Origin of the sequence: Enterobacter sp. I4, assembly GCF_022669095.1 — a bacterium.
GTDB classification, from domain to species: domain Bacteria; phylum Pseudomonadota; class Gammaproteobacteria; order Enterobacterales; family Enterobacteriaceae; genus Enterobacter; species Enterobacter pasteurii.
Window position 1 is genome coordinate 2186682 of the sequence record NZ_JALBUO010000001.1, and the last position, 26753, is coordinate 2213434.

General features: G+C 57.2%; 28 protein-coding genes. 7 read left to right on the forward strand and 21 right to left on the reverse strand.

Annotated features, from left to right (window positions below):
• Positions 1–89: 89 nt before the first annotated feature.
• Together MOQ06_RS10415 and MOQ06_RS10420 are read left to right on the forward strand one after the other, a co-directional pair.
• Positions 90–1184, forward strand: coding sequence for an NADH:flavin oxidoreductase (locus MOQ06_RS10415; RefSeq protein WP_242172767.1), 1095 nt, complete (start codon positions 90–92; stop codon positions 1182–1184).
• Positions 1185–1221: 37 nt separating this feature from the next.
• On the forward strand, positions 1222–2103 hold the full coding sequence (locus tag MOQ06_RS10420; protein ID WP_176610323.1) for an arginase family protein: 882 nt from the start codon (positions 1222–1224) through the stop codon (positions 2101–2103).
• 214 nt (positions 2104–2317) lie between these two features.
• On the opposite strand, the gene MOQ06_RS10425 is transcribed toward MOQ06_RS10420, so the two are convergent.
• The 5 genes from MOQ06_RS10425 to MOQ06_RS10445 all read right to left on the reverse strand — a co-directional run bounded on the left by MOQ06_RS10425 (position 2318) and on the right by MOQ06_RS10445 (position 6233).
• On the reverse strand, positions 2318–2797 hold the full coding sequence (locus tag MOQ06_RS10425; RefSeq protein ID WP_242172769.1) for a GNAT family N-acetyltransferase: 480 nt from the start codon (positions 2795–2797) through the stop codon (positions 2318–2320).
• Between the two features lie 83 nt (positions 2798–2880).
• Positions 2881–3324, reverse strand: a complete 444-nt coding sequence (locus MOQ06_RS10430; protein ID WP_242173254.1) for a cell envelope integrity TolA C-terminal domain-containing protein — start codon at positions 3322–3324, stop codon at positions 2881–2883.
• On the reverse strand, positions 3324–3992 hold the full coding sequence (locus tag MOQ06_RS10435; protein ID WP_242172771.1) for an epoxyqueuosine reductase QueH: 669 nt from the start codon (positions 3990–3992) through the stop codon (positions 3324–3326). The genes MOQ06_RS10430 and MOQ06_RS10435 overlap by 1 nt, the downstream gene beginning before the upstream one ends.
• A gap of 85 nt (positions 3993–4077) precedes the next feature.
• Positions 4078–5370 carry a glycosyl hydrolase family 28 protein gene (locus MOQ06_RS10440; protein WP_242172773.1) on the reverse strand — a complete coding sequence of 431 codons (1293 nt, stop codon included), beginning with the start codon at positions 5368–5370 and terminating at the stop codon, positions 4078–4080.
• 104 nt (positions 5371–5474) lie between these two features.
• Entirely contained in the window at positions 5475–6233 is a 759-nt protein-coding gene (locus MOQ06_RS10445) for a DeoR/GlpR family DNA-binding transcription regulator (RefSeq protein WP_242172775.1), read from the reverse strand.
• An 85-nt stretch (positions 6234–6318) separates the two neighbouring features.
• Between MOQ06_RS10445 and MOQ06_RS10450 the strand changes: the two genes are divergently transcribed.
• Together MOQ06_RS10450 and tam are read left to right on the forward strand one after the other, a co-directional pair.
• Positions 6319–6903, forward strand: coding sequence for an NUDIX domain-containing protein (locus MOQ06_RS10450; protein ID WP_176610327.1), 585 nt, complete (start codon positions 6319–6321; stop codon positions 6901–6903).
• Between the two features lie 83 nt (positions 6904–6986).
• Positions 6987–7745, forward strand: a complete 759-nt coding sequence (gene tam / locus MOQ06_RS10455; protein ID WP_242172778.1) for a trans-aconitate 2-methyltransferase — start codon at positions 6987–6989, stop codon at positions 7743–7745.
• Positions 7746–7751: 6 nt separating this feature from the next.
• On the opposite strand, the gene MOQ06_RS10460 is transcribed toward tam, so the two are convergent.
• The 6 genes from MOQ06_RS10460 to MOQ06_RS10485 all read right to left on the reverse strand — a co-directional run bounded on the left by MOQ06_RS10460 (position 7752) and on the right by MOQ06_RS10485 (position 13336).
• On the reverse strand, positions 7752–8942 hold the full coding sequence (locus MOQ06_RS10460; protein WP_242172781.1) for a cytochrome c biogenesis protein/redoxin: 1191 nt from the start codon (positions 8940–8942) through the stop codon (positions 7752–7754).
• A gap of 135 nt (positions 8943–9077) precedes the next feature.
• Positions 9078–10373 (reverse strand): ATP-binding protein, encoded by a 1296-nt coding sequence (locus tag MOQ06_RS10465; protein WP_193355126.1) that lies wholly within the window; start codon positions 10371–10373, stop codon positions 9078–9080.
• Entirely contained in the window at positions 10370–11110 is a 741-nt protein-coding gene (locus MOQ06_RS10470) for a response regulator (protein ID WP_242172784.1), read from the reverse strand. The genes MOQ06_RS10465 and MOQ06_RS10470 overlap by 4 nt, the downstream gene beginning before the upstream one ends.
• A 44-nt stretch (positions 11111–11154) precedes the next feature.
• Positions 11155–12150 carry an alpha/beta hydrolase gene (locus MOQ06_RS10475; protein WP_242172786.1) on the reverse strand — a complete coding sequence of 332 codons (996 nt, stop codon included), beginning with the start codon at positions 12148–12150 and terminating at the stop codon, positions 11155–11157.
• 143 nt (positions 12151–12293) lie between these two features.
• Complete coding sequence (locus tag MOQ06_RS10480; protein ID WP_242172787.1) at positions 12294–12734, reverse strand: GNAT family N-acetyltransferase; 441 nt, start codon at positions 12732–12734, stop codon at positions 12294–12296.
• Entirely contained in the window at positions 12731–13336 is a 606-nt protein-coding gene (locus MOQ06_RS10485) for a hypothetical protein (protein WP_242172790.1), read from the reverse strand. Before MOQ06_RS10485 ends, MOQ06_RS10480 begins: the two co-directional genes overlap by 4 nt.
• A gap of 112 nt (positions 13337–13448) precedes the next feature.
• Here MOQ06_RS10485 and MOQ06_RS10490 point away from each other — a divergent pair, with 112 nt between their 5' ends.
• A complete protein-coding gene (locus MOQ06_RS10490) occupies positions 13449–13997 on the forward strand; it encodes a GNAT family N-acetyltransferase (RefSeq protein WP_242172791.1) in 549 nt (182 codons plus the stop codon).
• Here the strand turns inward: MOQ06_RS10490 and MOQ06_RS10495 are convergent.
• The 8 genes from MOQ06_RS10495 to sad form a co-directional block, all read right to left on the reverse strand.
• Positions 13985–14899, reverse strand: a complete 915-nt coding sequence (locus MOQ06_RS10495; protein ID WP_148419535.1) for a bestrophin family protein — start codon at positions 14897–14899, stop codon at positions 13985–13987. The genes MOQ06_RS10490 and MOQ06_RS10495 overlap by 13 nt on opposite strands.
• A gap of 200 nt (positions 14900–15099) precedes the next feature.
• Entirely contained in the window at positions 15100–16551 is a 1452-nt protein-coding gene (locus tag MOQ06_RS10500) for a tagaturonate reductase (RefSeq protein ID WP_242172794.1), read from the reverse strand.
• A gap of 117 nt (positions 16552–16668) precedes the next feature.
• On the reverse strand, positions 16669–17196 hold the full coding sequence (locus MOQ06_RS10505; RefSeq protein ID WP_242172796.1) for a GNAT family N-acetyltransferase: 528 nt from the start codon (positions 17194–17196) through the stop codon (positions 16669–16671).
• 82 nt (positions 17197–17278) lie between these two features.
• Complete coding sequence (locus MOQ06_RS10510; protein WP_242172798.1) at positions 17279–18244, reverse strand: sensor domain-containing diguanylate cyclase; 966 nt, start codon at positions 18242–18244, stop codon at positions 17279–17281.
• 58 nt (positions 18245–18302) lie between these two features.
• Positions 18303–18665 (reverse strand): DUF4186 domain-containing protein, encoded by a 363-nt coding sequence (locus tag MOQ06_RS10515; protein WP_148419532.1) that lies wholly within the window; start codon positions 18663–18665, stop codon positions 18303–18305.
• Entirely contained in the window at positions 18665–19591 is a 927-nt protein-coding gene (glsB, locus tag MOQ06_RS10520; protein ID WP_148419531.1) for a glutaminase B, read from the reverse strand. Before glsB ends, MOQ06_RS10515 begins: the two co-directional genes overlap by 1 nt.
• 62 nt (positions 19592–19653) lie before the next feature.
• A complete protein-coding gene (locus tag MOQ06_RS10525) occupies positions 19654–21243 on the reverse strand; it encodes a methyl-accepting chemotaxis protein (RefSeq protein WP_242173256.1) in 1590 nt (529 codons plus the stop codon).
• 127 nt (positions 21244–21370) lie between these two features.
• Complete coding sequence (gene sad / locus MOQ06_RS10530) at positions 21371–22753, reverse strand: succinate-semialdehyde dehydrogenase (RefSeq protein WP_242172800.1); 1383 nt, start codon at positions 22751–22753, stop codon at positions 21371–21373.
• A 99-nt stretch (positions 22754–22852) separates the two neighbouring features.
• Here sad and MOQ06_RS10535 point away from each other — a divergent pair, with 99 nt between their 5' ends.
• The gene (locus tag MOQ06_RS10535; protein WP_242172802.1) at positions 22853–23731 is read left to right on the forward strand and encodes a LysR substrate-binding domain-containing protein; all 879 of its coding nucleotides are present in this window, start codon (positions 22853–22855) and stop codon (positions 23729–23731) included.
• Here MOQ06_RS10535 and MOQ06_RS10540 read toward each other — a convergent pair.
• Positions 23726–24547: a PhzF family phenazine biosynthesis protein gene (locus MOQ06_RS10540; protein ID WP_242172804.1), complete on the reverse strand. Its 822-nt coding sequence runs from the start codon at positions 24545–24547 to the stop codon at positions 23726–23728. The genes MOQ06_RS10535 and MOQ06_RS10540 overlap by 6 nt on opposite strands.
• A gap of 23 nt (positions 24548–24570) precedes the next feature.
• The gene (locus tag MOQ06_RS10545; RefSeq protein ID WP_242172805.1) at positions 24571–25359 is read right to left on the reverse strand and encodes a PhzF family phenazine biosynthesis protein; all 789 of its coding nucleotides are present in this window, start codon (positions 25357–25359) and stop codon (positions 24571–24573) included.
• A gap of 175 nt (positions 25360–25534) precedes the next feature.
• On the opposite strand from MOQ06_RS10545, the gene MOQ06_RS10550 reads away from it, so the two are divergent.
• A complete protein-coding gene (locus MOQ06_RS10550; protein ID WP_242172807.1) occupies positions 25535–26731 on the forward strand; it encodes a sugar transporter in 1197 nt (398 codons plus the stop codon).
• The last annotated feature ends 22 nt before the right edge of the window (positions 26732–26753 follow it).

Here is a 26753-nt window from a genome sequence, read left to right on the forward strand (position 1 = left end):
GTTATACAGTGATGCATTTTTTACCAGTATAACGTTTATGATAACGGCATTATAATAATATTTATTATAATTGTTACCAGGGAGTCACCATGCACTACGCATCCTTATATGAAGCCAAATCCATTAACCGCACCCTGTTCCGCAATCGCATTATGGTTGCCCCTATGACGCGTATCTCCGCGTCTGAAACCGGCGTACCGGGTAAAAAAATGCAGGATTATTACTCCCGGTTTGCCCGGGGAGGTTTTGGTGCCATCATCACCGAAGGTATCTATATTGACCAGGCGTGGTCGCAGACCTATGCGTTTCAGCCAGGCATCGTGAATGAAGAACAGCTCTCCGGCTGGAAAAATATTGTCGAAAAAGCGCATCAGAACGGTGCACGCGTTATAGCCCAGCTCATTCATGCCGGTGCGTTGTCTCAGAAAAATATCTACCGTCCGGACTCTGCCGGTCCTTCTGCCGTAAAACCTAAAGGTCAGCAGCTTGAGTTCTATCATGGTTCCGGTGAATACCGTACACCCCAGGCACTCAGTGAAGAGCAGATCCACGACATCATCTCCAGTTTTGCTGACAGCGCTGAGCGTGCCGTCAGTGATGCAAAATTTGACGGGGTTGAGATCCATGCGGCGAACGGGTACCTGCTTGATCAGTTCCTGACAGACTATACCAACCAGCGTACTGATGGATGGGGTGGTTCCCTGGAAAACCGGCTGGCCATTACGTTGGAAGTTATCCGTGCTGTACGCAGCGAAATTGGCGCAGAAAAGGTGCTGGGCGTCAGGATTTCGCAGGGAAAAGTAAACGATTTTCATCATAAATGGAAAGAAGGTGAGGCAGAGGCCAGGACAATATTTGGCCTGCTCGCCGATGCCGGCGTGGACTATATCCATGTGACCGAATATAAAGCTTGGCTGCCTGCATTCGAGAATGGCGATAAGAGCCTTGTTGAGCTTGCCCGTGAAGCCGCTCCTGAGACCGTCATCATTGCTAACGGCGGGCTGGATGACGGTGAAACGGCAGAAAAGCTTCTGCGTATGGGGGCTGACTTTGTTTCCATTGGCAAAGCTGCGCTTGCCAATTCTGACTGGCCACGAAAGGTCAGCAGCGGTCTGCCACTCCACGATCTGCCTGGCGATATTCTTTCACCGGTTGCGGACATTAAGGAAAAAGAGCGTTTTTAATTGTTATCACCAGCTGTACTGAAACCAGGGAGTTAACATGACTGACAAGTCGAAAAAAACCATCAGGATCTTATTTCCACAGTGGCAGGGTGGCAACCAGGAGCTCTACGGGTTTGGTGCCCGGCTGCTGCACTGGCTCTCTCCGGAGTCACGCTCCCCTCTGCATACTATCAGCGTGCCGGAGTTTAACCCGGACACGCCTGAGCCTGAACAGGGGCTGCTTTATCGCCGGCAGTTACTCAGCCAGCATGATGAGGCCTGGGCAGTGCTGGAAAAAGAAGAACCGGATCATATCGTGGTGTTTGGCGGTGACTGCCTTGTAGACCAGGCCCCCTTTGCCTGGATGAACGAGAGGCACAATGGCGAAATGGGCGTACTGTGGATCGATTCACACCCGGATGTGAAGACCCCTCGCGATTTTACCAACGGCCATACCATGGTACTGGGCAATCTTTTAGGCGGTGGCGATCCGGAGTTTGCTTCAAAAGTGAAGACCCCGGTCGCCCCCTCACGCGTCATGTATGCCGGCCTGATTGAAGAAGGGCTGACGGAGCAGGAAACGGCCGTTATCAGCGATCTTGGTCTGCAGGTCGCCCGACCGGAAGAGCTTTATGAAAACAGTGACAGGATCACACGCTGGATAAAAGAACAGAATATCCGCAAACTTGCCGTGCATCTGGACCTGGACGTTCTTAATCCGGACGTCTTCCGTTCGCTGCTGTTCGCGGAGCCTGAACCTGAGTTTGACTGGCAGGCGGTGTATCCGGTAGGGAAACTGAACCTTACGCAGACGCTTAGGATTATCCGTGATGTCTCTGCCGAGACAGAAATTGTGATTATAGGTATTACCGAACATCTGCCATGGGATGCCTGGAATCTTAAAGAGTTTCTTAAAAAGCTTCCTATAATGAACGAGTAAGAGCCAGATCTAATTTTGTCAGCACGTCATCTTGAGGATATACGGACTTCTGACATAACCTATTGGCAGTACTGATACTTTTCCTGTCACATCGTCCGCTTCTGGCACAGAGCGGACATTTGAGCTTTGCCCTGCCTCGGACATCTGAACTTAGCTTTGACATACTAGCGAAATAATGACATGCGCCTCCAGTCCAATCTCCCCAATCATGTCACTACTCCTTTCCGCTATTCCGGCATAAATCCAGCGTCATAAACCGACTGTTTGGATCAGGCTGATAATCAGCGAACGGCTCGCAGTCAACAAAACCGTGTTTGCTATAAAGTTGATAACATGCGGTAAATCCTGGCTGCGTCCCCGTTTCTAAGCTCAGACGTTTCAGGCCTTTTGCTCGCGCAACCTGTAAGATATGCAGCAGAAACAGATTTGCTACACCGCGGCGCAAATAATCAGGTGCGGTACGCATTGATTTCAGCTCGCCATGGTCCTCATTGAGCACTTTCAGCGCGCCAATTCCCGCGAGCCGCTCCCCGTCCCATGCTGACCAAAATATGACTGCCGGATCGCGTAGCTTTTGGACATCCAGCGCATGGCTGCTTTCCGGCGGGGATTGTTCCAGCATGCCGGAGATATGATAGGCAACTAATGCCTGCACGGCTGGATGCGAGAGATCGTCCGTTTTGATAGTAAACATGAATTATACCAGATGGTTGGCTACAGTTTGTTAACATACAAACAAGCGCCGCCCTCAATGTCTAATACATATTTCTTATGTGGCTAACCCTGCATGTCGAAGCCGGATTTTTGAAAATCCCGGTAGACTTCCGGATTGTTAAAGGCCGGGAATGTGGCTTTCCGTGCGGCTGATTTTATCGCTTCACAATAGCCTTTATTGCCGTTGCTGGTTGATATGCTTAGCGCCGTGCCGTCCCGGGAAAACTCCATGTGCAGCCGGCATTTCTTCCCTTTCCATTTCTGTGGCTCATCAAGCTTATCGTTAATGGCCGCCCTGATTGCCCGCGCTTGCGCACCCCATTCATCCGGATCGTCCCAGCGTCCTGAACTGCAACTGCCCGTGGCCGTGGTCTTGTGGCAGCCGGAAGGATGTAACGGCGCGCATCCCGCGGCCAGGCTGACCACAACGGCCAGCATAACGAATTTCTTAACGGTGTCTGACGATGCCACTTTTTGTTCCTCAATCCATTGTGCACAGGCGCTTATTATTGCCCTTCATCTTCCTTACCGTAGTAAAGTTTACCGAGTTTGATGAGCGGCCTGCCCTGCGATTTACGGTGCATATTCGTATCGCGCAGTGAATAAACGCAGCCACAATACTCCTGCTGGTAGAACTGTTCGCGCTTGCTGATCTCAATCATGCGCGACGATCCTCCCTGCTTACGCCAGTTGTAATCCCAGTACACCATTCCCGGATAATGCGCGGCAGCCCGCTGTCCGCAGTCGTTGATCTGCTGCATATTCTTCCAGCGGGAAATTCCGAGCGAGCTGCTGATCACGCTGAACCCATTTTCTGCGGCATACAGCGCCGTGCGCTCAAAGCGCATATCAAAGCACATGGTGCAGCGAACGCCGCGCTCGGGCTCCCACTCCATGCCTTTCGCGCGCTCAAACCAGTTATCGGTGTCGTAATCTGCGTCGACGAACGGCACGCCATTTTTCTCAGCGAAACGAATATTCTCCTCCTTGCGGATGAGATACTCTTTCTGGGGATGAATATTCGGATTGTAAAAGAAGATGGTGTAATCAATGCCCGACGCCTGAATGGCCTCCATGACCTCACCGGAACAGGGGGCGCAACAGGAGTGCAGCAACAGCCTATCTGCGCCGTTTGGAAGCTGTAGTTTCGGACGTTCAAAATTAGTCATAGCCATCAGTCATTTGATTCAGGAAAATTATGGTTGCGGACAGTGTAGCACTTATAAGATTACTGTAAAAAATGCGATAAGCCTCGTGCCCTCAACGCTCATAGACGTCATTGCTGTCCCGCGTCAACTCCCTTGCCGTGACCAGGACATCATTAAAGCGCAGCCCGTCAACGCCCGAAATCTTGCCGAACTCGGTGGCATCAATCCTAATACCGTCCAGCGTTAGCCCGCTCACGGGACGTTCCGGATACCCTTCAATGAAAAATGCCCGCGAGAAGCATTGGTCGTCCGAGCGCCGCGCCGTGATATTTTTAATCGTCAGGCCGCTGACTTCGGTAAGACCGGCGTCTCCCTCGACGCCCTCGGCCAGCTTGCGCCAGTGTTCTGGTTTATCAGAGAGATTATCCCGATCGCCGTAGCTGTACTGCGGGAACCAGTTTAGCTGGATCAGCACCGGAAAACGCACGTCAGTTAGCTGCAAATTCTGAACGGTGATGTCCCGTATAAATCCGCCCCGGTTGCGGGCAGACTTTACGCGAAACCCGACGCCCGTCCCGTTAAACGCATTATTTTCGATCAGGACGCGCTCGATGCCGCCTGAGGTTTCGCTGCCCAGCGTGATGCCGGACCCCTTGTTCAGCGTGCAGCCGCGAATAACGATGTCCCTTGCGGCGCGGGCGTTTTGTGCCGCCTCGCGTCCTCGTCCAGATTTGATGCAGATATTGTCGTCATTACAGGAGACGATGCAGCGCTCAACCCGAACCTGTTCGCAGGAGTCTATGTCTATTCCGTCGGTGCTTGGCCCTGCGGAATTAGTAATTTTCACATCCTCAACCGCAATATGGCGCGAATAGCACAGATGCAGATTCCAGAAACCGGATTCCCGGCTGCTGAACTCGCGGAGCGTAACATTTTGGCTCTCAAAGACCAGAACGTTGCGCGGACGCTGGCAGTCATAATCAACGACCCAGCGCAATCCTCTGGCACCGTAGTCCCCGACCATTCCGCCGCGCTCGTCATCGCCCCAGAAGCGTCGCCACCATATCTCACCCTGCCCGTCTATCGTGCCCGTGCCGGTAATGCTGACGTCTTCACAATCGATAATATTAATGATGCCTGCCGGCCAGCGCATGTCGATACCGGCCACGCGGGTAGTAATAAGCGGATAGTCAGCCAGATCCTGGCTTCCCGCGAGCCGGGCACCGGCGTCCAGGCGAAGCGAAACGCCGCTTCTAAGAAACAGCGCTCCGCTCAGATAGCGGCCTTGCGGGATGACGATAACGTCGCCGCGGTGAGCCGAGTTTATTGCCTGCTGAATGGCGGAGGTTGATGGGCGTTGCGCGGCGGGATCCGCGCCAAACGCCAGAACAGAGATCTCTGTCATGGGCGATCCTTAAGCTGATAAAAGCTTCAGTCTAAGGATCGGCATGGCGGATAACCTTTCTCTCGTTGACAGCCGCGCGGTCTGGCTGGCAAAAAAGCGGATATTTACCGGCTGGCGATCACCGCAACGCCCTTTTCTTTCATGGCGTTGACCCAACGTTCATCCGTCGTGTCCTCAACGACCAGAGTATTCACTAACGACAAATCGCCGATCGCAAACGCAGAGGCGGAGTTGATCTTTTCCGGTGAAGCCAGCACCACCGTTTCCGCCGCCCTGCCGGAAAATGCGCGTTTGATGCACGCTTCTTCATAATCTCCGGTGGTTAGCCCTGCGTCAGGATGAACGCCGGTTACGCCCATGAAGAACAGATCCGCATGAATAGCGTTGATACCTTCAATAGCGGCCGCGCCGACCGTGACGATGGAGTGTTTATACAGGCGTCCGCCAATCAGGATCACCTCAATACAGGGATGGTTGACCAGACCCAGCGCGATCCCGGGGCTGTGCGTCACCACGGTAATGCGCAGATCTGGCGGCAGGAAGGTAATGAGTTCAGAGGTTGTCGTCCCGCCATCGATGATAACGACCTGCCCCGGTGAAATAAGCTGCGCGCCCCGGCGGGCCACGCGTTTTTTGGCATCCATCTTTACGGACTGACGTTCAGCAAACGGGGCAATCGCGGAGGATGCCGGAAGCGCGCCGCCGTGAACGCGCTGTAGACGCCCTTCTGCCGCCAGCTCGCGTAAATCACGACGGATAGTGTCTTCGGACACTGAAAAATAGTGGCTGAGCGCCGTGGACTGAACCTGGCCTTCCGCCTCCAGCTTTTCAAGTATTAACTGTTTACGCTGACTGGTAAGCATTTTCTTTCCTGGTGTTGCACGATAATTCTTGTATGTGCGTGAAGTTGCTGTTTATGATGCTTACTCTACGAGAGGAGGACGAAACGTGCAATCAAAACGTGCAGATATACGCATCATCAGCAGTGAAACCTTGTCCGATAACTGGTACATCCTGAAAAAATACACGTTTGATCTTCAGCGCAGCGATGGCGAATGGCAGCGACAGGAGCGTGAAGTGTATGACCGCGGCAATGGCGCGACGATCCTGCTCTACAATCGCGACAAAAGGACGGTCATTCTGACCCGCCAGTTCCGCTTTCCGGTCTTTGTAAACGGTCACGAAGAGGATCTCATTGAGGCAGCCGCGGGGCTGCTCGACAACCTCGATCCGGAAAGCCGCATCAGGGCCGAAGCGGAAGAAGAAACCGGGTTCAGGGTGTCCCGCGTGGAGAAGATTTTTGAGGCGTATATGAGCCCGGGCTCCGTAACCGAAAAGCTCTACTTCTATCTGGCGGAATATCACCCGCAGGACCGGACCGGCGCGGGCGGCGGCGTCAAATCAGAGGGCGAAGATATCAAGGTGCTGGAAATGACGCTCGACGACGCGCTTCGGGGCATTGAGAACGGCCAGATCGTGGACGGAAAAACTATCATGCTGCTTTATCACGTGGCCCTGAAGGGGATTATGTGATCCGGCGGAAACCAGATACCTGCCCCGGTGCAGGTATCTCCCTGTGCTATTCTTGCTGAACACCTCAACGCGGAGATGCGAAAATGGCAGACTGGGATCCCTCTCTTTATCTACAGTACAGCGCAGAGCGCACGCGACCCGCAGCCGATCTGCTTGCCCGGGTGCCGCTTGCTGACGTGACGTCTGCCGTTGATCTGGGCTGTGGGCCCGGCAACAGCACGGCGCTGCTGCGACAGCGCTGGCCTTCAGCCCAGATTGCGGGAGTGGATAACTCTCCGGCGATGCTCGAGGAAGCCCGAAACGCCCTGCCGGACTGCCAGTTTGTTGAAGCGGATATCCGCCACTACAGGCCGGTGCAGCCTGTGAACCTCGTCTATGCCAACGCCTCCCTTCAGTGGATCCCGGACCATTACCATCTTCTGCCGCATCTGGTATCGCTGCTCCAGCTAAACGGCGTGCTGGCGGTGCAAATGCCGGATAACTGGCTTGAGCCAACGCACGCCTTAATGCGCGAAGTCGCCCTGGAACAGGGCTACCCGGATCGGGGCCGCGAGCCGCTGCCGGGCATCCATGCCTTTTACGATATTCTGACGGAAGCGGGATGCGACGTGGATATCTGGCGCACCACCTACTTCCATCAGATGAGTTCGCATCAGGCCATCGTAGACTGGGTAAGCGCGACGGGATTACGTCCGTGGATACAGGATCTCAGCGAGAACGAGCAAAAAAAATTCCTGGAACGCTACCATGAGCTTTTGCAGGGGCAGTATCCGCTTCAGGAAAACGGGCAGATACTGCTGGCCTTTCCCCGCCTGTTTATCGTTGCTCAGCGGGTGCCGTAGGGCGATTCAGGAACGCGCCTCCTTGAGCAGCTGCTGAATAACGGCCTCCTGCCTGTCGTAGTTGCCTTCGCCAAACGAGGTGTAGCGCAGCTGCCCTTTCGCATCGAAATAGTAATGCGCGGGCCAGTACTGATTGCCGAACGCGGTCCAGATCTTATAGCCGTTGTCCGTCACCACCCGATACGGCAGCTGCCACTTGTTCACCGCGTTCTTCACCGACGATAGCGGTTTTTCCCACGGGTATTCCGGCGTGTGTACGCCAATCACCACCAGGCCTTGAGACTGATATTTCCTGGCCCAGTCGCGCACGTGCGGGAGCGCGTGCTGGCAGTTAATACAGCCCCAGGTCCAGAAGTCGATAAGGACAACCTTACCCCGTAAGGTTTCAGGCGTGACAGGGTCACCGTTTATCCAGCCCGTTCCGCCGCTCAGCGACGGCAGCTGGCTGCTGGGGGCCGTTTCCACTGCCGGCTGCAGCTTCACCTGCGACGGTGCCGGTTTCGCCAGGTTCAGGAGCGCGTTTTCCAGACGGTCGGCAATGCCGTTGGCCCCCTTCAGCCCCGACGTCATTCCGGAAGCATTAAAGGCAACGGCGGCTAACATCATCACTCCCGCCCCCTGGCGCAGACGCGCCATCAGCGCGGATTTGGATCGTAACGGCGCGATCAGCTTTCGGCCACCTGCTGCCAGCAGCCCCAGCATCAGCGCGCATCCTGCGCCGTAAGCGGCTAACAGCGCGCCGGTGGCGACGGGCGAGTGTCCCGCAATATTGATGCTGAAGATCACCCCGAGAATCGGCCCGGCACAGGGAGACCATAGCAGTCCTACGGCAAGCCCTGCCAGAAACGCCGACAGCATGCCGCGCGTCTGCGCGCTGCGGGTGTTCAGCACGTTCCCGGCGCTGACCGCCGGGCTGGCAATGCGCTGGGCGAGCTGCGGGAAAATGAGGGCCAGCGCGGCGATGCCCAGCACCAGAAGCGCAATCCAGCGGCCGATAGCGGTGGCGTCAGCGATCCACTCGCTGGCAGCCGTCACCACCATCGCCACCAGGGTGAACATTACAATCATGCCCGCCAGAAGCGCCAGAATGTGCTTGCGCTGCCCCTGAAATCCGGCGAACAGCAGAGGAATGACGGGAAGCGTGCACGGGCTGAGCAGGCTAATCATTCCGCCCAAAAAAGCGATTATCAGAAACATAAGGACCTCACGATACCGTTGCTGCGAAGGTGCAGTGAGGTCATTTCACCGTACGAATGTGTTCGGGCCGTGTGCAAAAAGCGTAATTTTGTCTGCCAGCGTATCGGCGCCGCAACCGGATACAGACGCGTACAATTAGCCGCGCGGCAGCGTCACGCTCACCATCAGCCCGCCCTCCTCACGGTTGGCAAGATGCAGTTTGCCGCTGAGCCGGGCGGTGAGCTGCGCTGCAATGGCAAGGCCTAACCCCGTACCGCCAGTTTCGCGGTTGCGCGACGTTTCAACCCGGTAGAACGGCTGTAAAACCGCGTCCAGTTCGGCATCCGGGATGCCCGGTCCGTTATCCATGATGCGGATTGCTACCTGTCGTTCGTCCTCATCAATCTCGATCGTCGCGCTATCGCCAAACTTCAGCGCGTTATCCAGCAGGTTGGTCATTACCCGACGCAATGCCTGCGGGCGCGTGACGATCGGCAGGCGGATATCGCGTGCATGAAACTGCACGTTTTTACCAATATCCTGATAATCGCTGGCGATGCTGTTGATCCACGCATTCAGCTCCAGCTTTAGCGTCGTCTCCTCAAGCGATTCTGATGACCGGGCATAGGCAATCCCCTCCCGTACCAGACGCGACATATTGTCGAGGTCGCTCAGCAGCTTATCGCGGAGCGCCGGCTGCTCCGTCATTTCGACCCGCAGCTTCATGCGCGTGATGGGGGTCTGAAGGTCGTGAGAGATAGACGCCAGGATCTGGGCGCGTTCGCGCAGGTGCGCCTGTATCCGGGACTGCATCTCATTGAAGGCATGCGCCGCCTGGCGGACTTCGACCGGCCCTTTTTCCGCCATCGGGGAATGTGCCGCCGGGTCAAGCGAGTCGACCGCGCGCGTGAACTGCATGAAGGGCCGGACGACCTGGCGGACTGCGATCCATGCGCAGAGCGCGACCAGTAACAGCTGAAGTATCAGCACCGCGGGCAGCCAGCTGGCGACGGGCGGCATGCGTGGGATCAGATCGATAGTCAGCGGCGCGCCGTCGCTAAGCGTAAGATGGGCCTGGATATGGGATACGGGCCCCGGAACCGCCGTAAACGTGAGCGGGTAGCGTTCAGCCAGCGTTGCTTTGAGGGTACGGACCGCATCCTGCGAGCGCTTATCCGCTGGCGCGGCGCCTGACTCGCCGGGGCCAAGGATATACCGGTAATTGCCGCGATTGAGTTGTTCCAGCCACCCGGGCCGCTCGCTGGCCGGAAGCCGGTCGAGAATGGCCACGCTGGTCGCGACGTCGTTCTCAAGGTTGCCCAGCATCACGGCGCGGGCGCTGCGCATTCGCTCAACCATGACCAGCGTCAGGCTGAGCGAGTTGGCCAGCAGGAGCCCAAGCAGCACAACGATCAGCAGCCGGGCCAGTAGCGTGCGCGGCCACAGCGTCATTCATTGGCCTCGACGATGGTCACCGGCATGGTAAACACGTAGCCTTCGCTGCGCACGGTTTTGATATAGGCTGGCGTGCGCGCATCTTCATTCAGGCGCTGACGCACGCGGCTTACCAGAAGATCTATCGAGCGTTCAAACAGCTCGGCATCGCGTCCCTGCGTCAGGTTCAGCAGCTGGTCCCGCGTCAGCACCCGTTGAGGATGATCAAGAAACACGCGCAGAAGACGGTATTCCGCCCCGCTTAGCGCCACAATCATCCCCTCGCTATCAATCAGGTGACGCGCCACGGTATCCAGCTGCCATTCTCCGAATACCACCAGGCGCCCTGCTTCGGTCACCTGGAGATTGGGCGGCATGGCGCGAAAGCGACGCAGGATGGCTTTGATACGCGCCAGCAGTTCGCGGGCCACAAACGGCTTCACCACGTAATCGTCTGCACCCATCTCCAGCCCCAGGATCCGGTCGGTGTCTTCGTTCCGGGCGGTGAGCATCAGGATCGGCAGATCCTTATGCCTGCTGCTGCGCAGCTGTCGGCACAGCGTCAGGCCGTCATCGCCGGGCATCATCACGTCCAGCACCACCAGGTCGATATGCTGTTTGTCGAGCACCGCGCGCATCTCTTTGCCGTTCGCCGCGCCGGAGGCGCGATAGCCCGACTTCACGAGATAATCGACAACCAGTTCACGAATATCCCTGTCGTCATCGACGACAAGGATGCGATCAATATGCTCCACCGCAGGCTCCTGAATAAGGGGTAACGGATTGAAAATAGCACATCTCAGAGCTTGTCCGCGTCAACAACCGCCTTAACGAAGTCCTGCGGATCTTCCTGCGGCGGGTTGTGGCCAACGGTAGCACCGAAGGTACGGTGTTCGTATTTCCCGATAAATTTTCCCGCATAGGCAGCGGGCGCAGGATGAGGCGCACCATTGTTACCGCCCTCGATGGTTATCGTCGGAACCGTGATATTCGGCAGCGTCGCCAGCTTTTGCTCATAGGCGTCATATTTTTTCTCTCCTCTATCCAGCCCCAGACGCCAGCGGTAATTACTGAGCGTGACGGCAACGTGGTCAGGGTTATCGAGGGATTTAGCGCTGGCTTCAAAGGTGGCATCGCTGAATTTCCAGTCTGGCGAGGCCTGCGACCAGATCAGGCGAGCAAAATCGTGCGTATTTTTGGCATAGCCTTCCGCACCGCGCGGCGTGGCGAAGTAGAACTGATACCACCACTGCACCTCCGCCTTCGGCGGTAAGGGTTGCTTACCAATCGCCTGGCTGCTAATCAGGTAGCCGCTCACCGAGACCAGCGATTTCACGCGCTCCGGCCACAGCGCGGCGACGATATCCGCCGTGCGCGCGCCCCAGTCATACCCGGCAAACACCGCCTGCCGGATGTTGAGCGCATCCATCAGGTTAACAATGTCTTTTGCCATTGCAGAAGGCTGGCCGTTACGCGGCGTTTTATCAGAGATAAACCGCGTAGTGCCGTAACCGCGCAGGGACGGCACAATCACACGGTATCCCTTCGCGGCCAGCGCCGGGGCAACCTCGGCGTAACTGTGAATATCGTACGGCCAACCATGCAGCAGGATCACCGGTTGCCCGTCTTTCGGCCCGATATCGACATAACCGACGTTAAGATCGCCGGCGTTAATTTGTTTGACCTGGGTAAAGGCAGACGAATAATCGTTGCCGGTCGCTTCTGCCTGACAGGACATCACGCTACCAAGCGAAACGCTCAGCGCGACGGCGGAAAAGGCGAGTTTGTTAAGCATGATGTTATCTCCGGGTAAGTTCAGTTGACGGGGATATAACACCATGCGTTTGTATAGCGAACGTGTGCGAAAGCGGTTTTATTGCATACCAGTGTACGTATCTCGCTCACAGATACAGTGTGATACAAACTCGTGACGATCAGCTAAAGCGACAGGCGGTAACGAACGTAATCGTCGGCTTCGGCGTATTTGTCATACAGCTTACGGGCCGGATTGTTCTCGCGGGTGAGCCAGTAGAGTTTTGACCAGCCTTCCCGCTTGCCTTCATCGATCAGGGCGTCGATAAGCGCCTTACCCGCTCCTGCGCCACGTTCCGCTGCATCAACAAACAGATCCTCAAGATAGCAAATGGGCGCGGTTGACCAGGTGCCTTCATGCAGGATACACATGGCGAAGCCGATGACGCTGCCGTCCTTCTCCGCGACCCGGCAAAACAGGGATGATGAGCCAGAAAGCGCCCTTTCCCACGTTGCTGCGGTAACGGATTCCTCAAGGTAACACTCATAGAAATGGGTATAGCCGTCCCACAGCGGTCGCCACTGCGGGTAATCTTCGGGGCGTAAAGGACGTACGGTTAGCGTCATGGGATCCTCACATTATCCTTGCTGCTTTTTAAGCACATTTTATGGGCCAGAGCAGCAAGACGCTTCGTCCGGCAGTAAAGGGTAAAGAGTGCAAAGCCTTGACTGTTTAATAACCATCGAATGATTACCATAGCGATCGTGGCGATTAACAGTTGCCAGCTGCTGCCGTCAGAAGTGAACAGGTAATAAATCCACTGCAGCATCGTCACCGCCAGCAGGAAGATGAAAAGCGCTAACAATCCTGACAGCCCTGATGTGTAACCTCTGGCCAGCAGAGTACTGGTGGATATCAGGTAGATAAGTATGACTATCGACGGGGCAAAAAAACTCAGTGCATGAAGCGCAGGCGACATACTGGAAATCGCCTTGAGAAAAGGCAGCATATTAAACGCAAATACCGCGAGGAATAGCGGCAATAACATGGCAACAGGATAAGGATTTTGCCCCGGCAACTCGCTAAGCGGGCGTGAAAAATAGCGCTCCAGTGCGGGAGTCGAATGGTTTAACAAAACGTTGCCATGGGCAATGGCTTCATCTATCTCTTTTCCATGTTGCAGCAGATCGTATGAAATGCGTCCGGTTAGCAAAGGCAAAATTTTCATCAAAACCGCCAGGGAGAAACAGCACCAAAATTACTGATTTGAAATAATTATATTAAGATGAAAATACCAGAAGCCAGACAAAAGCATAACACTTAAATATGGAGATTGCCGGATGACGATACCCACGCTAACGACAGATCGCTTGCTGCTTAAACCCCTTGTCGCTGAAGATGCCGTCCAGATACAGAAGCGTTATCCGCACTGGGAAATCGTTCGCTATATGGTGGCCTCCGTTCCCTGGCCCTATCCCGATGACGGGGCTGAAAGCTACGTGAACCAGGTTGCGCTGCCCGATATGGCTAAAGGGATTGCGTGGTTCTGGACCATTCGCCGCCGCGAAGCGCCTGACGAACTGATGGGGCTGATTTGCCTGTATGACGTGGAGGATAATAACCGTGGCTTCTGGCTGGCGCCGGAGTTTCAGGGCCAGGGATATATGCGGGAAGCGAGCATTGCGGCAACGGATTACTGGTTTAATACTCTTAACAAACCGGTATTGCGCGCGCCGAAAGCGGCCGCCAACAGCCGCTCCCGCCGTATTTCCGACAGCAGCGGCATGCGGCTCATCAGGACGGAAAAGAAAGCGTACGTGAGCGGCGTGCTGGACTCCGAACTGTGGGAAATCACCCGCGAGGAGTGGAACGCCCGTCAGGTCAGCTGATAATGCTTGTCCGGCATTAGCCTTTCAGGGATGTTCTCTTCATCGTTCATCTGCAGCAGGTCGCGTTCCATCATGTTGCAGATGGCATCCAGCGGCAGATCGTTATCTTCCGTACCAAACGGATCTTCAAGCTCTTCCGCCAGCGTGTCCAGAGAGATAAAGGTGTAAGAAATCAACGCAGAGACGAACGGCGTCATGTAGTGCAGGTCAACAACCAGCGCAAACGGCAGCATGATGCAGAACAGATATACCGTCCGGTGCAGGATCAGCGTATAGGCAAACGGCACCGGCGTGTTAGCAATGCGTTCGCAGCCAGCCAGCACGATGGACATATCGTTCAGGCGGTTGTTCAGGCTGTGAAACAGGATGTCCGAAAGGTGTCCGCTGCGCCGCCGGACGGCGAGCCACTCCCCCATTATCAGCAGGATACGGTTCGCCGGGGAATTGGCATCCATCACTTTGCGCAGGTCGTCAGGGGCCAGATAGCGAGAGAGCTGCTCGGCGTTGATTTCTTTGCGCAGGGTCATGCGCAGACAGTTTGCAAAGGCAATTTGCAGGCGAACAAACTCTCCAAGCTGCTTATCTTCCGGTAAGGTATTTTTTACCTCGCGAAACAGCGAGCGCGCCGCTATCATCAACTGCCCCCACAGCAGGCGAGCCTCAACGTAGCGCGAATAGCAGGCGTTGTTGCGAAAACCCAGGAAGATGGCGATAGCCACGCCGAGAATGCTAAACGGCGCAACGGTGAAGCGGATGCCCAGCGAGGTGTACCACGGCAGCATCACGATGACGGCGATAGAAAGCAGGAAGTTCAGCAGCAGTCGGGTATAAATTTTAGGAAGTACCGAACCGTGCCAGACGAAAATCAGTTGTAGCCAGTGCTGTTGAGGACGAACAATCATAATCAGCTTCAGAAAAGTAAAGAGCGCGGCTATTAAACGTGATCGCCCTCACAGTTGCAAGCATGTTAATGGTTCATTGCATTTTCTGACCTGTTTAGCCTAACGCGCACGGTGCTGAATAGAGTTTTAAAAAAAGGACATATAGTATGTTGTAACTAATGAGGTCGTATTTAAAACCCGGCAAACGCCGGGCGAAGATATCAGCAGAGCGGTTTTACCGCCTCGCGCATCCCTTTATGGAGAATCGCATCCAGATCCTGCGCAACCTGTTCTACCAGTCCGCTCACCTGGGTCAGATCCTGCTCCCAGTGCTCGCGCACGCTTAGCACCGCGGATACCAGCTGGCGGATGTTCAGCTGTTTATCATGATATTGCGTCCACAGCTGCTGGTAACGTTCCAGCCAGTGCGCGTCATCCTGCAACGGATAGGCTTCACCGCTACGTTCGCCGCGGTAAAAGGCAATCAGCGCCGCCAGCGCAAAGGTCAGACGAGCGGGCAGTTTACCGGTCGCCTTCTGCCCTGCCAGCAGCTGCGGCAGAATACGGGTGCGGTATTTGGTCATCCCGTTTAGCGCAATCGACAGCAGCTGGTGCTTGATGTACGGGTTACGGAAACGCCCCGTTACGGCACTGGCAAAGGAGTGCAGCTCGTCGCGCGGCAGATCCAGCACCGGAATAATCTCCTCATAGATAGCCTTTTCAACGAACGCGCAAATCTCCGCGTCGTTCATCGCTTCCCCTACCGTATCCAGCCCGGCCTGAAACGCGACCGGCACCAGCGCGGTATGCGCGCCGTTCAGGATCGCCACCTTACGCTCTTTATACGGCCTGATATCGTCCACAATCCGCACGTTGAGCGGGTATTTATCAAGGCGCAGCTCCGCTGAAAGGGATTTTGGCCCCTGAATAACAAACAGGTAGAAATGCTCGGCCGTGTCCAGGAAGCTGTCGCGATAGCCCAATCCGGCTTCCAGCTCCGCCACCTCATCACGGGGATAGCCGGTAACGATGCGATCAACGAGCGTCGAGCAGAAGGTATTCGCTTCGTCCAGCCACGCAATAAATGCCGCCGGCAGCGCCCACTCCTGCGCATAGCGCAGCACCAGCTCGCGCAGCGCTTCGCCGTTGTAGTCGATAAGTTCGCAAGGAATGACGATCCAGCCCTTATCCGCCGCGCCATCGAAGTGGCTGAAGCGCTCAAACAGGAGTCGCGTCAGTTTTGCCGGATAGCTGACGGCTGGCGCATCTTCAAACCTGTCGCCCGCGTGATAGCTGATGCCCGCTTCCGTCGTGTTGGAGAAAACAAACCTCATGTCCGGGTTATGGGCGAGCCTGAGAAATTCATCGTACTGGCTGTAGACGCTGATTTCGCGGTTCACGGAGCGAATAAGGCGCGCTTCGCTTACCGCTTCCCCCTGCTCGTTCAGGCCGCGGATAATGGTGGTGTAGAGCCCGTCCTGGGTGCTCAGTGACGGCGGAAAATCGCTCTGGATCGGGCGAACTATCACCACGCCGGAATTGAGATCCGTATGCTCGTTTAACAGGTCAATTTGCCAGTCAACGAACGCGCGAAGGAAGTTACCTTCGCCAAACTGGATGATACGTTCGGGATAGCACGCACCGGGGAAATCACGACGGTTGAGTGTGTTCACAATGGAGGTCCTTTATGATTAGTCATACAGCCTGATAAGATTGGTGTAATAACTTATCAAAACTTAACAACCAGAACCCCTGTCTGGATCAACTCATACCGCTTTTGTGAAAATTAATCACAAAAACTTATAAAACACCGAGGTAGAAGCCATTTCCCCGCCCGGCATCAGCGCGTAGCGCGGGATCTCCCCAACCTTTTGCCAGCCTGCACGCTGATAAAACGTCTCTGCGCCGCTGCCGGTCGCCGTATCAAGCACCAGCACCGAAAGCGCCTTCTCGCGCGCAGCGGCTTCCAGCGCTTCCATAAGCGCCATTGCAGCCCCTCTGCGACGCGCCTTTTCATGAACCAGAAGTTTTGCCACATCTGCGCGGTGCGGCTGATTTTCAGGCTGATCGGTGATGAGCTGTACCGTTCCGATCAGGCCCAGTGCCCCATCGAAACAGCCCAGCACGGTGCGTTCACCGCGCCCCACGCTGTCGGCAACTCCACGCCAGAAAGCGTGGCCTTTATCGGAGGTAAAAGGCAGCATAAAGCTGACGGATGCGCCGCCGTTAACGCAGTTGACGAGGATATCGGTTAGCGCATCAATGTGGGAAAGAATATCCTGCCGGGAGAGAGGTTTAATAAGCATGGGAGAGTTCATCGTTGTTCCTCTGAGTGAATCTCTCCACTATGCTATTAACATTTTTGCAACGCAACTTGCGCAGGCATAGGATTTTGTTATGTCATCCCTCACCATGGTGCTGTTTCTTCATGGCGTACATCGCCTCATCGGCCTGTTTTAACCACGCCTGCATATCGTTCCGGGTATGATCGAACTCGCTCAGTCCCCAGGAGAACTGCAGCGACCACGGATGCAGCTGGCGCGCGTTATAGCTTTCAGTTTGCTCAACGAGGTACTGCATGGCAATCCACGCCCCGGGCTCATCGGTATCCGCGAACAGTACCGCGAACTCGTCCCCGCCGTAGCGCACCAGCAGATCGGCCTCGCGGAAGGAGGAACGCATCAGGGCGGCCATCGCTTTCAGCGCCTTGTCGCCCTCCTGGTGCCCGAAGCTATCGTTGATCGCCTTGAACTGGTCCAGATCCAGCCAGCCCAGCGTTAAGGGTTCCGCCCGACGCCGCGCCACGGATAATGCAAAGCGCGCAAACTGGTTAAACCCGCGACGGTTAAACAGCCCCGTCAGCTCATCGGTTGTGGACGCGCTTACTGCCGTAAACTCGTCTTCTGCCAGCGCGCTGAGATCGGCCAGCGCGGCGGAATCGCCTGCCGTAAATTCGCGGGGCGCGTAATCAATCAGACACAGCGAACCGACGCTCGAACCGTCACGCAGGCGGAGCGGGAAACCGGCATAAAAGCGCACGCCTGGCTCTCCCGTCACCTGCGGGTTATCCGCAAAGCGCTCGTCAAGCCGCGCATCCTCAACCACCAGCGGTGCTTCGCTCAGGATGGTATGGCCGCAAAAGGAGAGCTCCCGTGGCTGGCTGCCGGATACCTGGCCGTCAGCCGATTTCACGACCACGGAACGATCGTCCACCAGGGTGATCATCGCCAGCGGCACCTTGAAAAAGCGTTTTGCCAGCCGCGTGAGCCTGTCGAACGCGGGATAACCGTCGAGTTCAAGCAGGCCGGACTCGCGCAGAGCGTTCAGACGCTCGGTTTCATTAACAGGTATTGCAGGTGCTTTCATAACGTCTCCTGACGCTGAGCATTAGTAAAAGCGTAGCTTAAACAGAGACATTGTCAGTTCATCCGGCACGATTTACCTCGATGACCAGCCAATGATGAATAACGTTAACGATATACTGCTGTTGCTGCGCATTCAGCGGCACGCCCTGCGGGATGGCATGCCATTTGGCCAGACAGCCCCGACAGCAGGTTGCCGTGGCGTGCTGGGCGATAAAGACCGGATGGCCGCGCATCGGCGTCTGCTTGCCATCATTCAACGGGTGTGCAGGCGCCAGCCGCTTTGCGACAAAATCGGCGGCATGCCGATCGATAGTTTCCACGCCTTTATCCCAGCAGTATTGCCGCTCTTTCGGACCTAAACGAAAGCGCGAGCGGAACGTGGAGCGGGCCAGGCGAGCGAATAAAGGATCTAACGTTGACATCAGTATACGGAACGTCCCAGACGTTTGGTGAGCTGCTCCAGCGCCGCCACGCCTGCCAGTGAATTTCCCGTCTCATCCAGCTCCGGGCTCCAGACGGCAATGGCCATCTCGTGCGGAACGATAGCCACAACCCCGCCGCCTACGCCGGATTTAGCCGGTAGCCCCACGCGCCAGGCAAATTCCCCGGCATTCTGATACATCCCGCTGGTCGCCATCAGGGCGTTAATCTGACGGGCCTGCATCGGAGAGACGACGTCCTCGGCCAGGTGCGGGGCGTGGCCCTGATGCGCGAGGAACAGGAAGGTCTGCGCCAGCTCAACGCAGTTCATCTTCAGCGCGCAGTAGTGGAAATAGTTTTGCAGAACCGTGGCGACGTCGTTATGAAAATTGCCGAAAGACTTCATCAGCCAGGCAATGGCGGCGTTACGCGCGGAGTGTTCAAACTCGGAGCGCGCCACCACCGGATCGTAGGCGATGTCCTGCACCCCGGAAAGCTGACGCACAATTTCGAGCATCCGCTGGCGCGGCGCGCTCAGGCGGCTTTGCAGCATATCGCACACCACCAGCGCTCCGGCATTAATAAAGGGGTTTCGCGGCTTGCCCTGCTCAATTTCGAGCTGAAGAAGGGAGTTAAACGGCTGGCCGGAGGGATCTTTGCCTACCCGCTGCCAGATCTCCTGCTCGTCATACTGGCGCATGGCGGCAACCAGGCTAAGCACCTTTGAGATCGACTGAATGGAAAAACGCTCCAGCGCGTCTCCCGCCTGGAAACGCTGACCGTCTATCGTACAAATGGCGATGCCGAGCTTGTTACCGCTGACCGAGGCCAGCGCGGGAATGTAATCGGCAACCTTACCCTGCCCCAGTAATGGACGAACCTGCGCCAGAATATCGTCCAGCATCTCATTATGAATGACCGCAGCCACACTTTGCTCCTTGCCCTCAGGCTAAAACGGGCTGCGAGTATAACAGAGGCTTATATGTCGCGTCAGGCAGGGAGGCGAAAACGCGAGACGGCCTGCAGCAAAAGATCCGACTCCTGATGCAACCGTTCCGATGCCCTTGACGCTTCAGCCACCAGCATATCCGTCTGACGCGAAACCTGGTTCAGCCCCTGGAGCTGACGCGTCATCTGATGAATGCTTTCCCCCTGATTCAGGGTAGCCATAGAAATATCGTTCAGCAGGCTGCTTAAGTTCGCCACCAGGCCGGTAACCTGCTGCAGGTTATCCTCCAGACGATTCACGACCTTAGAGCCCTCCTCAATGCCCTGCAGCGAGTGGTTAATCAGCGCCTGAATGGTTTGCGTGGAATGGCTGCTTTTTCTGGCAAGCAGCCCCACTTCCCGCGCCACCACCGCGAATCCGCGCCCCTGCTCCCCCGCATGGGCGGCTTCAATGGCCGCGTTGAGGGCCAGAATGTTGGTCTGAAACGCCACGCTGTCGATCATCGCGACGATCCCGCGCATCTCGGCGGATCGGTCGACGATCGTCTGCATAGACCCATTCACGGCAGACATCATTTGCTCTCCGCCGGCGGCGGCCTGTCGGGCATCATCGGCGCGCGTGCTGGCGAGTTTTGCATAGCCCGTATTCCCCTCAACGTGGGTTTCAAGATCGGCAATATGCGCGGTGACGTCCTCCAGCTCTCTGGCCTGCCGCGCCGACTGCTGATAAAGCTTCTGATTCCCCTGCGCAAGCGATCCGATATTTTCCACCATCGCAGTGGTGGCCTCGCTGACCTGCGTCACCAGCTGCTGAAGCCCGTACTGCATGGCGGTAATACTGTCGCTGAGCTGGCCTATCTCCCGGTTGAAGCGCACCACGTCGGGCGGGGTGCCTGACAGGTCCCCTGCCGCAAGCAGATTAATATGCGCAATCAGGCGGCGCAGCGGGGTTATCACCCACTTCGCCATCCCGAACCAGACGGCAATGGCAATTCCCAGCAGCACCAGCGGGGCAAACAGGAACAGCCGTTGCAGACCCGAAAGCTGGTCCATCAGCGACTGACGGCCCTTTGCCGCCCGCGTCTCGCTCTGAAGCTGGTAGCGGGCATAATTGTCGTTAAAATCGGTCTGAAAGGCCTGGGCTGGCACGGCGAAAAAGAGATCGATGCTGTTCGTTTTTACAAGCCCTTCCGCCTGCTCGCTTATCGCGCCGTAGAACAGCTGGTAGCTATTCACCAGCGCCTCGTCCCGGGGCGGGTTAAGCGCGAGCCAGGCTTTCCACGCCTGCTGAGAAGCCGCCAGCGATTTTTGCGCCTCGTCCATCAGGCTATGCCAGCTCCCTTCCGAGCCGGTCTCTTTATCCTGCATGAAGTACACGCCTGAGCGGTTAAGCAGATCGCTTGCCGCCAGCAGGGTGACGCGCGCCTGATCCAGCTTCCCCTGCTGCTGCAAGGCCAGCTGATTGCGCTGTTCGTTACGCTGGGCCTGATTCAGGGAGGCGGTAAGGAGAATGGAGGACGAGAGCTGCAGGGCGGAGAAAAGGCCAATAATACAAAAGATGCCGGTCAGCAGGCCAAACTGACGGGGAATAATGCGCGGCGCAACACGGCGAAAAATTTGCGTTAGGTTCATCATTTTCTTCTATAACAATACGTTAGACGCGAGCGAGTCTACGAAACGAAAATGACAGAACCATTGCAGAATAATGACAGGGGTTGTTAAGCGCCGGGGGGCAGCCCTGCCACACCCGGCCTGAAAACTAGACGCGATCCTTCCACACCGTCTGCACGTTACAAAACTCATGCAGGCCAAAATGAGAAAGCTCCCGCCCGAAGCCGCTCTTCTTCACGCCGCCAAACGCCACGCGCGCATCGCTGGCGCTGTAGCCGTTGATAAACACCCCGCCGCACTCCAGCTCGCGGGAGAACGTCTCGGCCAGCGCCTCGTTCGCGGTAAAGACCGTCGCGGATAAGCCAAAGTCGCTGTCGTTTGCCAGATGCAGGGCGTGGGCAGGGTCCTTCGCCACGGTAATTGCGGCCACCGGACCAAACAGCTCCTGACGGAAGGCCGTCATCTCCGGCGTGACGTCGCCGAGCACCGTTGGCGCATAATAGTTACCTGCGCCGGCAACCTTCTCCCCGCCAAGCAGCAGCGTTGCCCCTTCCGCCAGCGTCGCCTGCACCTGCTGGTGAAGTTCGTCGCGCAGGTCGAACCGCGCCATCGGGCCGAGGTAGGTCTCTTCCTCATCCGGCGCGCCCATTTTGAGCGCCGCTACCGCCTCAACGAAGCGACGGGTAAACTCTTGCGCAACGCCCGCTTCCACAATAAAGCGTTTCGCCGCGGCGCAAACCTGCCCGGTATTCTGATAACGTCCGGCCACGGCAGCGTTAACGGCCAGATCCAGATCGGCATCGTTGAGGACGATAAACGGATCGGAGCCGCCAAGCTCAAGCACGCATTTCTTCAGCGCCGCGCCTGCCTGAGCGCCAATCGCCGCCCCTGCCCGCACGCTGCCGGTGACCGTCACCGCGGCGATACGGCGATCGTTAATCGCCTGGCTTACCCCGTCATTGGTGGCGTTCACCCAGCCAAAGACGCCCTCAGGGAAACCGGCATCCGCGAACAGCTGCCCAATCAGCGCCGCCGAGCCGAGCACGTTTGGGGCATGTTTAAGCAGATAGCTATTTCCCGCCAGCAGGACCGGCACCGCACCGCGCAGCACCTGCCAGAGCGGAAAGTTCCAGGGCATCACCGCCAGAATCGGCCCCAGCGGACGATATTCAATGACGGCGTTTTCGACCTGGGTTGATTCAGGGCTCAGCATCCCCGGGCCGTGTTCTGCATACCAGTCACAAAGGCTGGCGGACTTGGCGACCTCCGCACGCGCCTGGCCAATCGGCTTGCCCATCTCCCGGGAGATGGTCTGCGCCATCTCCTCCGCGCGGTTACGCAGCGCCGCACCGAGGTCGCGCAGCTTCTGCGCCCGGTGCGCCACGCTCTCGCGTCGCCACCCGCGAAAAGCGGTATCCGCTTGGGCAATCGCGTTATCAACCTCCTGAGCCGTTGCCCACGGACGGGCTGCCAGCGTTTCGCCGGTCGCCGGGTTTACAGAGAGGGCATGGGTTGCAGGTGAATAGTTCATGATGTTCTCCACGTAATAACGGTTGATTCATTGTGGCCCACTCTGCTATTTCTTAAAAATGAATAATATTTACCACCCTGTTCACGAATCGAGAATGGCATGGACTTAACACAGCTTGAGATGTTTAACGCCGTCGCGCTTACCGGCAGCATTACCCAGGCGGCGCAGAAGGTGCATCGCGTACCGTCAAACCTGACCACCCGCATTCGTCAGCTTGAAGCGGACCTCGGCGTGGCGCTGTTCATCCGCGAGAATCAGCGGCTGCGGCTTTCGCCCGCCGGGCACATCTTCTTGCGCTACAGCAAACAGATCCTGGCCCTGGTGGACGAGGCGCGCATGGTGGTCGCCGGCGATGAACCGCAGGGGCTGTTCTCTCTCGGCGCGCTGGAAAGTACCGCCGCCGTGCGCATTCCGGAAACGCTGGCGCGGTTTAACCAGCGCTATCCGCGCATACAGTTTGCGCTGTCCACCGGCCCCTCCGGGACGATGATTGACGGCGTGCTGGAGGGGACGCTCAGCGCCGCGTTTGTCGACGGGCCGCTCTCGCATCCTGAGCTGGAGGGCATGCCGGTTTACCGGGAAGAGATGATGCTGGTGACGCCTGCGGGACACGCGGAAGTGTCAAAAGCGACGCAGGTGAGCGGCTGCGACGTTTACGCCTTTCGCGCCAACTGCTCTTACCGTCGGCATCTCGAAAGCTGGTTTCATGCCGACCGCGTAACGCCGGGGCGTATTCACGAGATGGAGTCATACCACGGGATGCTCGCCTGCGTGATTGCCGGAGCCGGCATTGCGCTGATGCCCCGCTCGATGCTGGAGAGCATGCCGGGGCACCATCAGGTGGCGGCGTGGCCGCTGGCGGAAAACTGGCGCTGGCTTACCACCTGGCTGGTGTGGCGTCGGGGGGCGATGACCCGCCAGCTTGAGGCGTTTATCGCGCTGCTGAACGAACGTCAGGCCGCGATCCCCGCATCATAGCGTTTCATACTGAGCGTAATCCTGGAGACGAAGGAAAATTTTACCCTTCATATACAGCGTGGCCTGGCCGCCAATCAGCACGCGGTCGCCCTTCAGCTCACAGCGCAGATCCCCGCCACGGGAGGAGACCTGGCGGGCCAACATCTGCGTTTTGCCAAGCTTTTCGCTCCAGTACGGGATCAGCATGCTGTGGGTTGACCCCGTTACCGGATCTTCCGGCACCCCTTCGCCCGGGCAGAAGAAGCGGCTAACGAAATCATAGTCGTCTCCCGGGGCCGTCACGCAGACCATTTTGCCCAGCGGAAGCATCGCCGGGATATCCGGCGTAAGGGACTCAACCTGCTGCTGGCTTTCAAGCACCACCATGTAATCGCGCCCTGCACGCACCTCTTTTGCCCCGCTAATGCCCAGCGCGCTGAACAGCGCCGCCGGTGGACGATCAACAACGTCGGCTGACCACGCCGGGAAATTCAGCGTCAGCCAGTCGCCGCTGCGTTTTACCGTCAGCTCACCGACAAAGCGCGTGGTAAACACGATCTCCGTGTGCGGATAATCCAGATATTCGAATATCACATGGGAGGCCGCCAGGGTGGCATGTCCGCAGAGGTTTATCTCATCCTGCGTGGTAAACCAGCGCAGCTCAAAGCCCTCATCCGTGCGCACGAAAAACGCCGTTTCCGACTGATTGTGCTGCTTTGCCATCTTCAGCAGCGTCTCATCAGGAAGCCACGCTTCCAGCGGGCAGACAGCCGCCGCATTGCCGCCGAACGCCCTGTCGCTAAAGGCGTCTACCAGATAAAAGTCAATTTCCTGCATCGTCTTACCTCTCTTATTCGTTTTCAGCGCAGAAATACGGTGCCTTTCAGATACAGCGACGCCTGTCCGCCCATCAACACCCGGTCGCCCCTGAGCGTGCAGCGTACGTCTCCCCCACGGGCGGAAACCTGACGCGCAAAAAGCTCCGTTTTACCGAGCCTCTCGCTCCAGTAGGGTATAAGCATGGTGTGCGCGGAGCCGGTGACAGGATCTTCCGGTACGGCAACGCCCGGCGAGAAGAAGCGGCTGACAAAGTCATATTCCCCCTCGCCCCGCGCGGTGACGGCCACCTTATGCTCGCCAGGGATCATGGCTGAGAAAACCGGCGTAACGGCTTCAACCTGCTCGCGGTTTTCCAGAACCAGCACCCAGGCCCGCCCTTTCCGGGCATCGACGCAGCGGCTGATGCCGAGCGCGGAGAGCATCTCCGGCGGCGGCGTCTGCGCCCGCGTCGGGCAGGCCGGGAAATCCAGCGTCATCCAGTCGCCCTCACGGCTGACGGTGAGGCGCCCGGAGGCGGTATCAAAATGAATGCGTGAGTCCGGGTAATCCAGCTCGTTAAACAGTACGTACGCCGCGGCAAGCGTCGCGTGCCCGCAGAGACTGACCTCGGCGAGCGTGGTAAACCAGCGCAGCTCAATTCCCCCTTTCGTGCACACGAAAAACGCGGTTTCCGACTGGTTATGCTGCTGCGCCATTTGCAGCAAGGTCTCGTCCGGCAGCCACGCGTCGAGCGGACAGACCGCCGCCGGGTTGCCGCCGAAGGAGGACTCGCTGAAGGCATCCACCAGATAAAAATCAATCTCCTGCATTGTCCTGCCGCCTGTTTTTGCTGTGTATCCTTTATCTTCAGGGAAAACACCCGCCTTCGCTACCGCTGCATGAAGGTAAATTTTGTGATTTACATCACATAACGGTTGAGTTTTCGCCGTTTAAGGCCTTAAGATCGTCTCCTCATCTTTCAGGCAACGAATCCCAGATATCCCTATGACAACACACACGGTTTCCCGCAGGGTCGCGTGGCTGCGCGTAGTCACGCTCGCCATCGCGGCGTTCATTTTCAACACCACGGAATTTGTTCCGGTTGGGCTGCTGTCGGACATTGCAGCCAGCTTCAACATGGAAACGGCGCAGGTGGGCATTATGTTAACCATCTACGCCTGGGTAGTGGCGCTGATGTCTCTGCCGTTTATGCTGCTGACCAGCCAGATGGAACGGCGCAGGCTGCTGATTGGGCTGTTTGTGGTGTTTATTGCCAGCCACATGCTGTCGTTTATGGCCTGGAACTTTACGGTGCTGGTTATTAGCCGCGTGGGCATTGCGTTTGCCCATGCCATCTTCTGGTCGATCACCGCGTCGCTCGCCATTCGTCTGGCCCCGGCGGGGAAACGCGCCCAGGCGCTGAGCCTGATCGCCACCGGCACGGCACTGGCGATGGTGCTGGGCCTGCCGATAGGACGCATCGTGGGGCAATATTTCGGCTGGCGCACCACCTTCTTTGCCATCGGCATGGGAGCGCTGGTTACGCTGATGTGCCTCATTAAGCTGCTGCCCGCGCTGCCGAGCGAACACTCCGGCTCGCTAAAAAGCCTGCCGCTGCTGGTTCGTCGCCCGGCCCTGATGAGCATCTATCTGCTGACCGTCATCGTGGTGACCGCCCATTACACGGCTTACAGCTATATCGAACCGTTCGTACAGGTTGTGGCGGGCTTTAGCGCGAATTTCGCCACCGTTCTCCTGCTGCTGCTGGGCGGCGCGGGCATTATCGGCAGCATCCTGTTCGGCAAGCTCGGCAACCAGCACGCTTCTGCCCTGGTGAGCAGCGCGATTGGCCTGCTGCTGGCGTGTCTGCTGCTGCTGATGCCTGCGGCAGGCAGCGAAAGTCATCTGGCGATCCTCAGCCTGTTCTGGGGCGTGGCGATCATGATTATCGGGCTGGGGATGCAGGTGAAGGTGCTGGCGCTGGCGCCGGACGCAACGGACGTAGCGATGTCGCTGTTCTCGGGAATTTTTAATCTGGGAATTGGTGCCGGTGCGCTGGTGGGGAATCAGATCAGCCTGCACGTGTCGATGTCGGCCATTGGCTACCTTGGCGCCATCCCGGCGCTGATTGCGCTCATCTGGTCGGTGCTTATCTTCCGTAAATGGCCGGTCGCGATGGAAGAACAGACCGGCCACGGTTAAGTTTGACGTGCCGGGTGGCGGC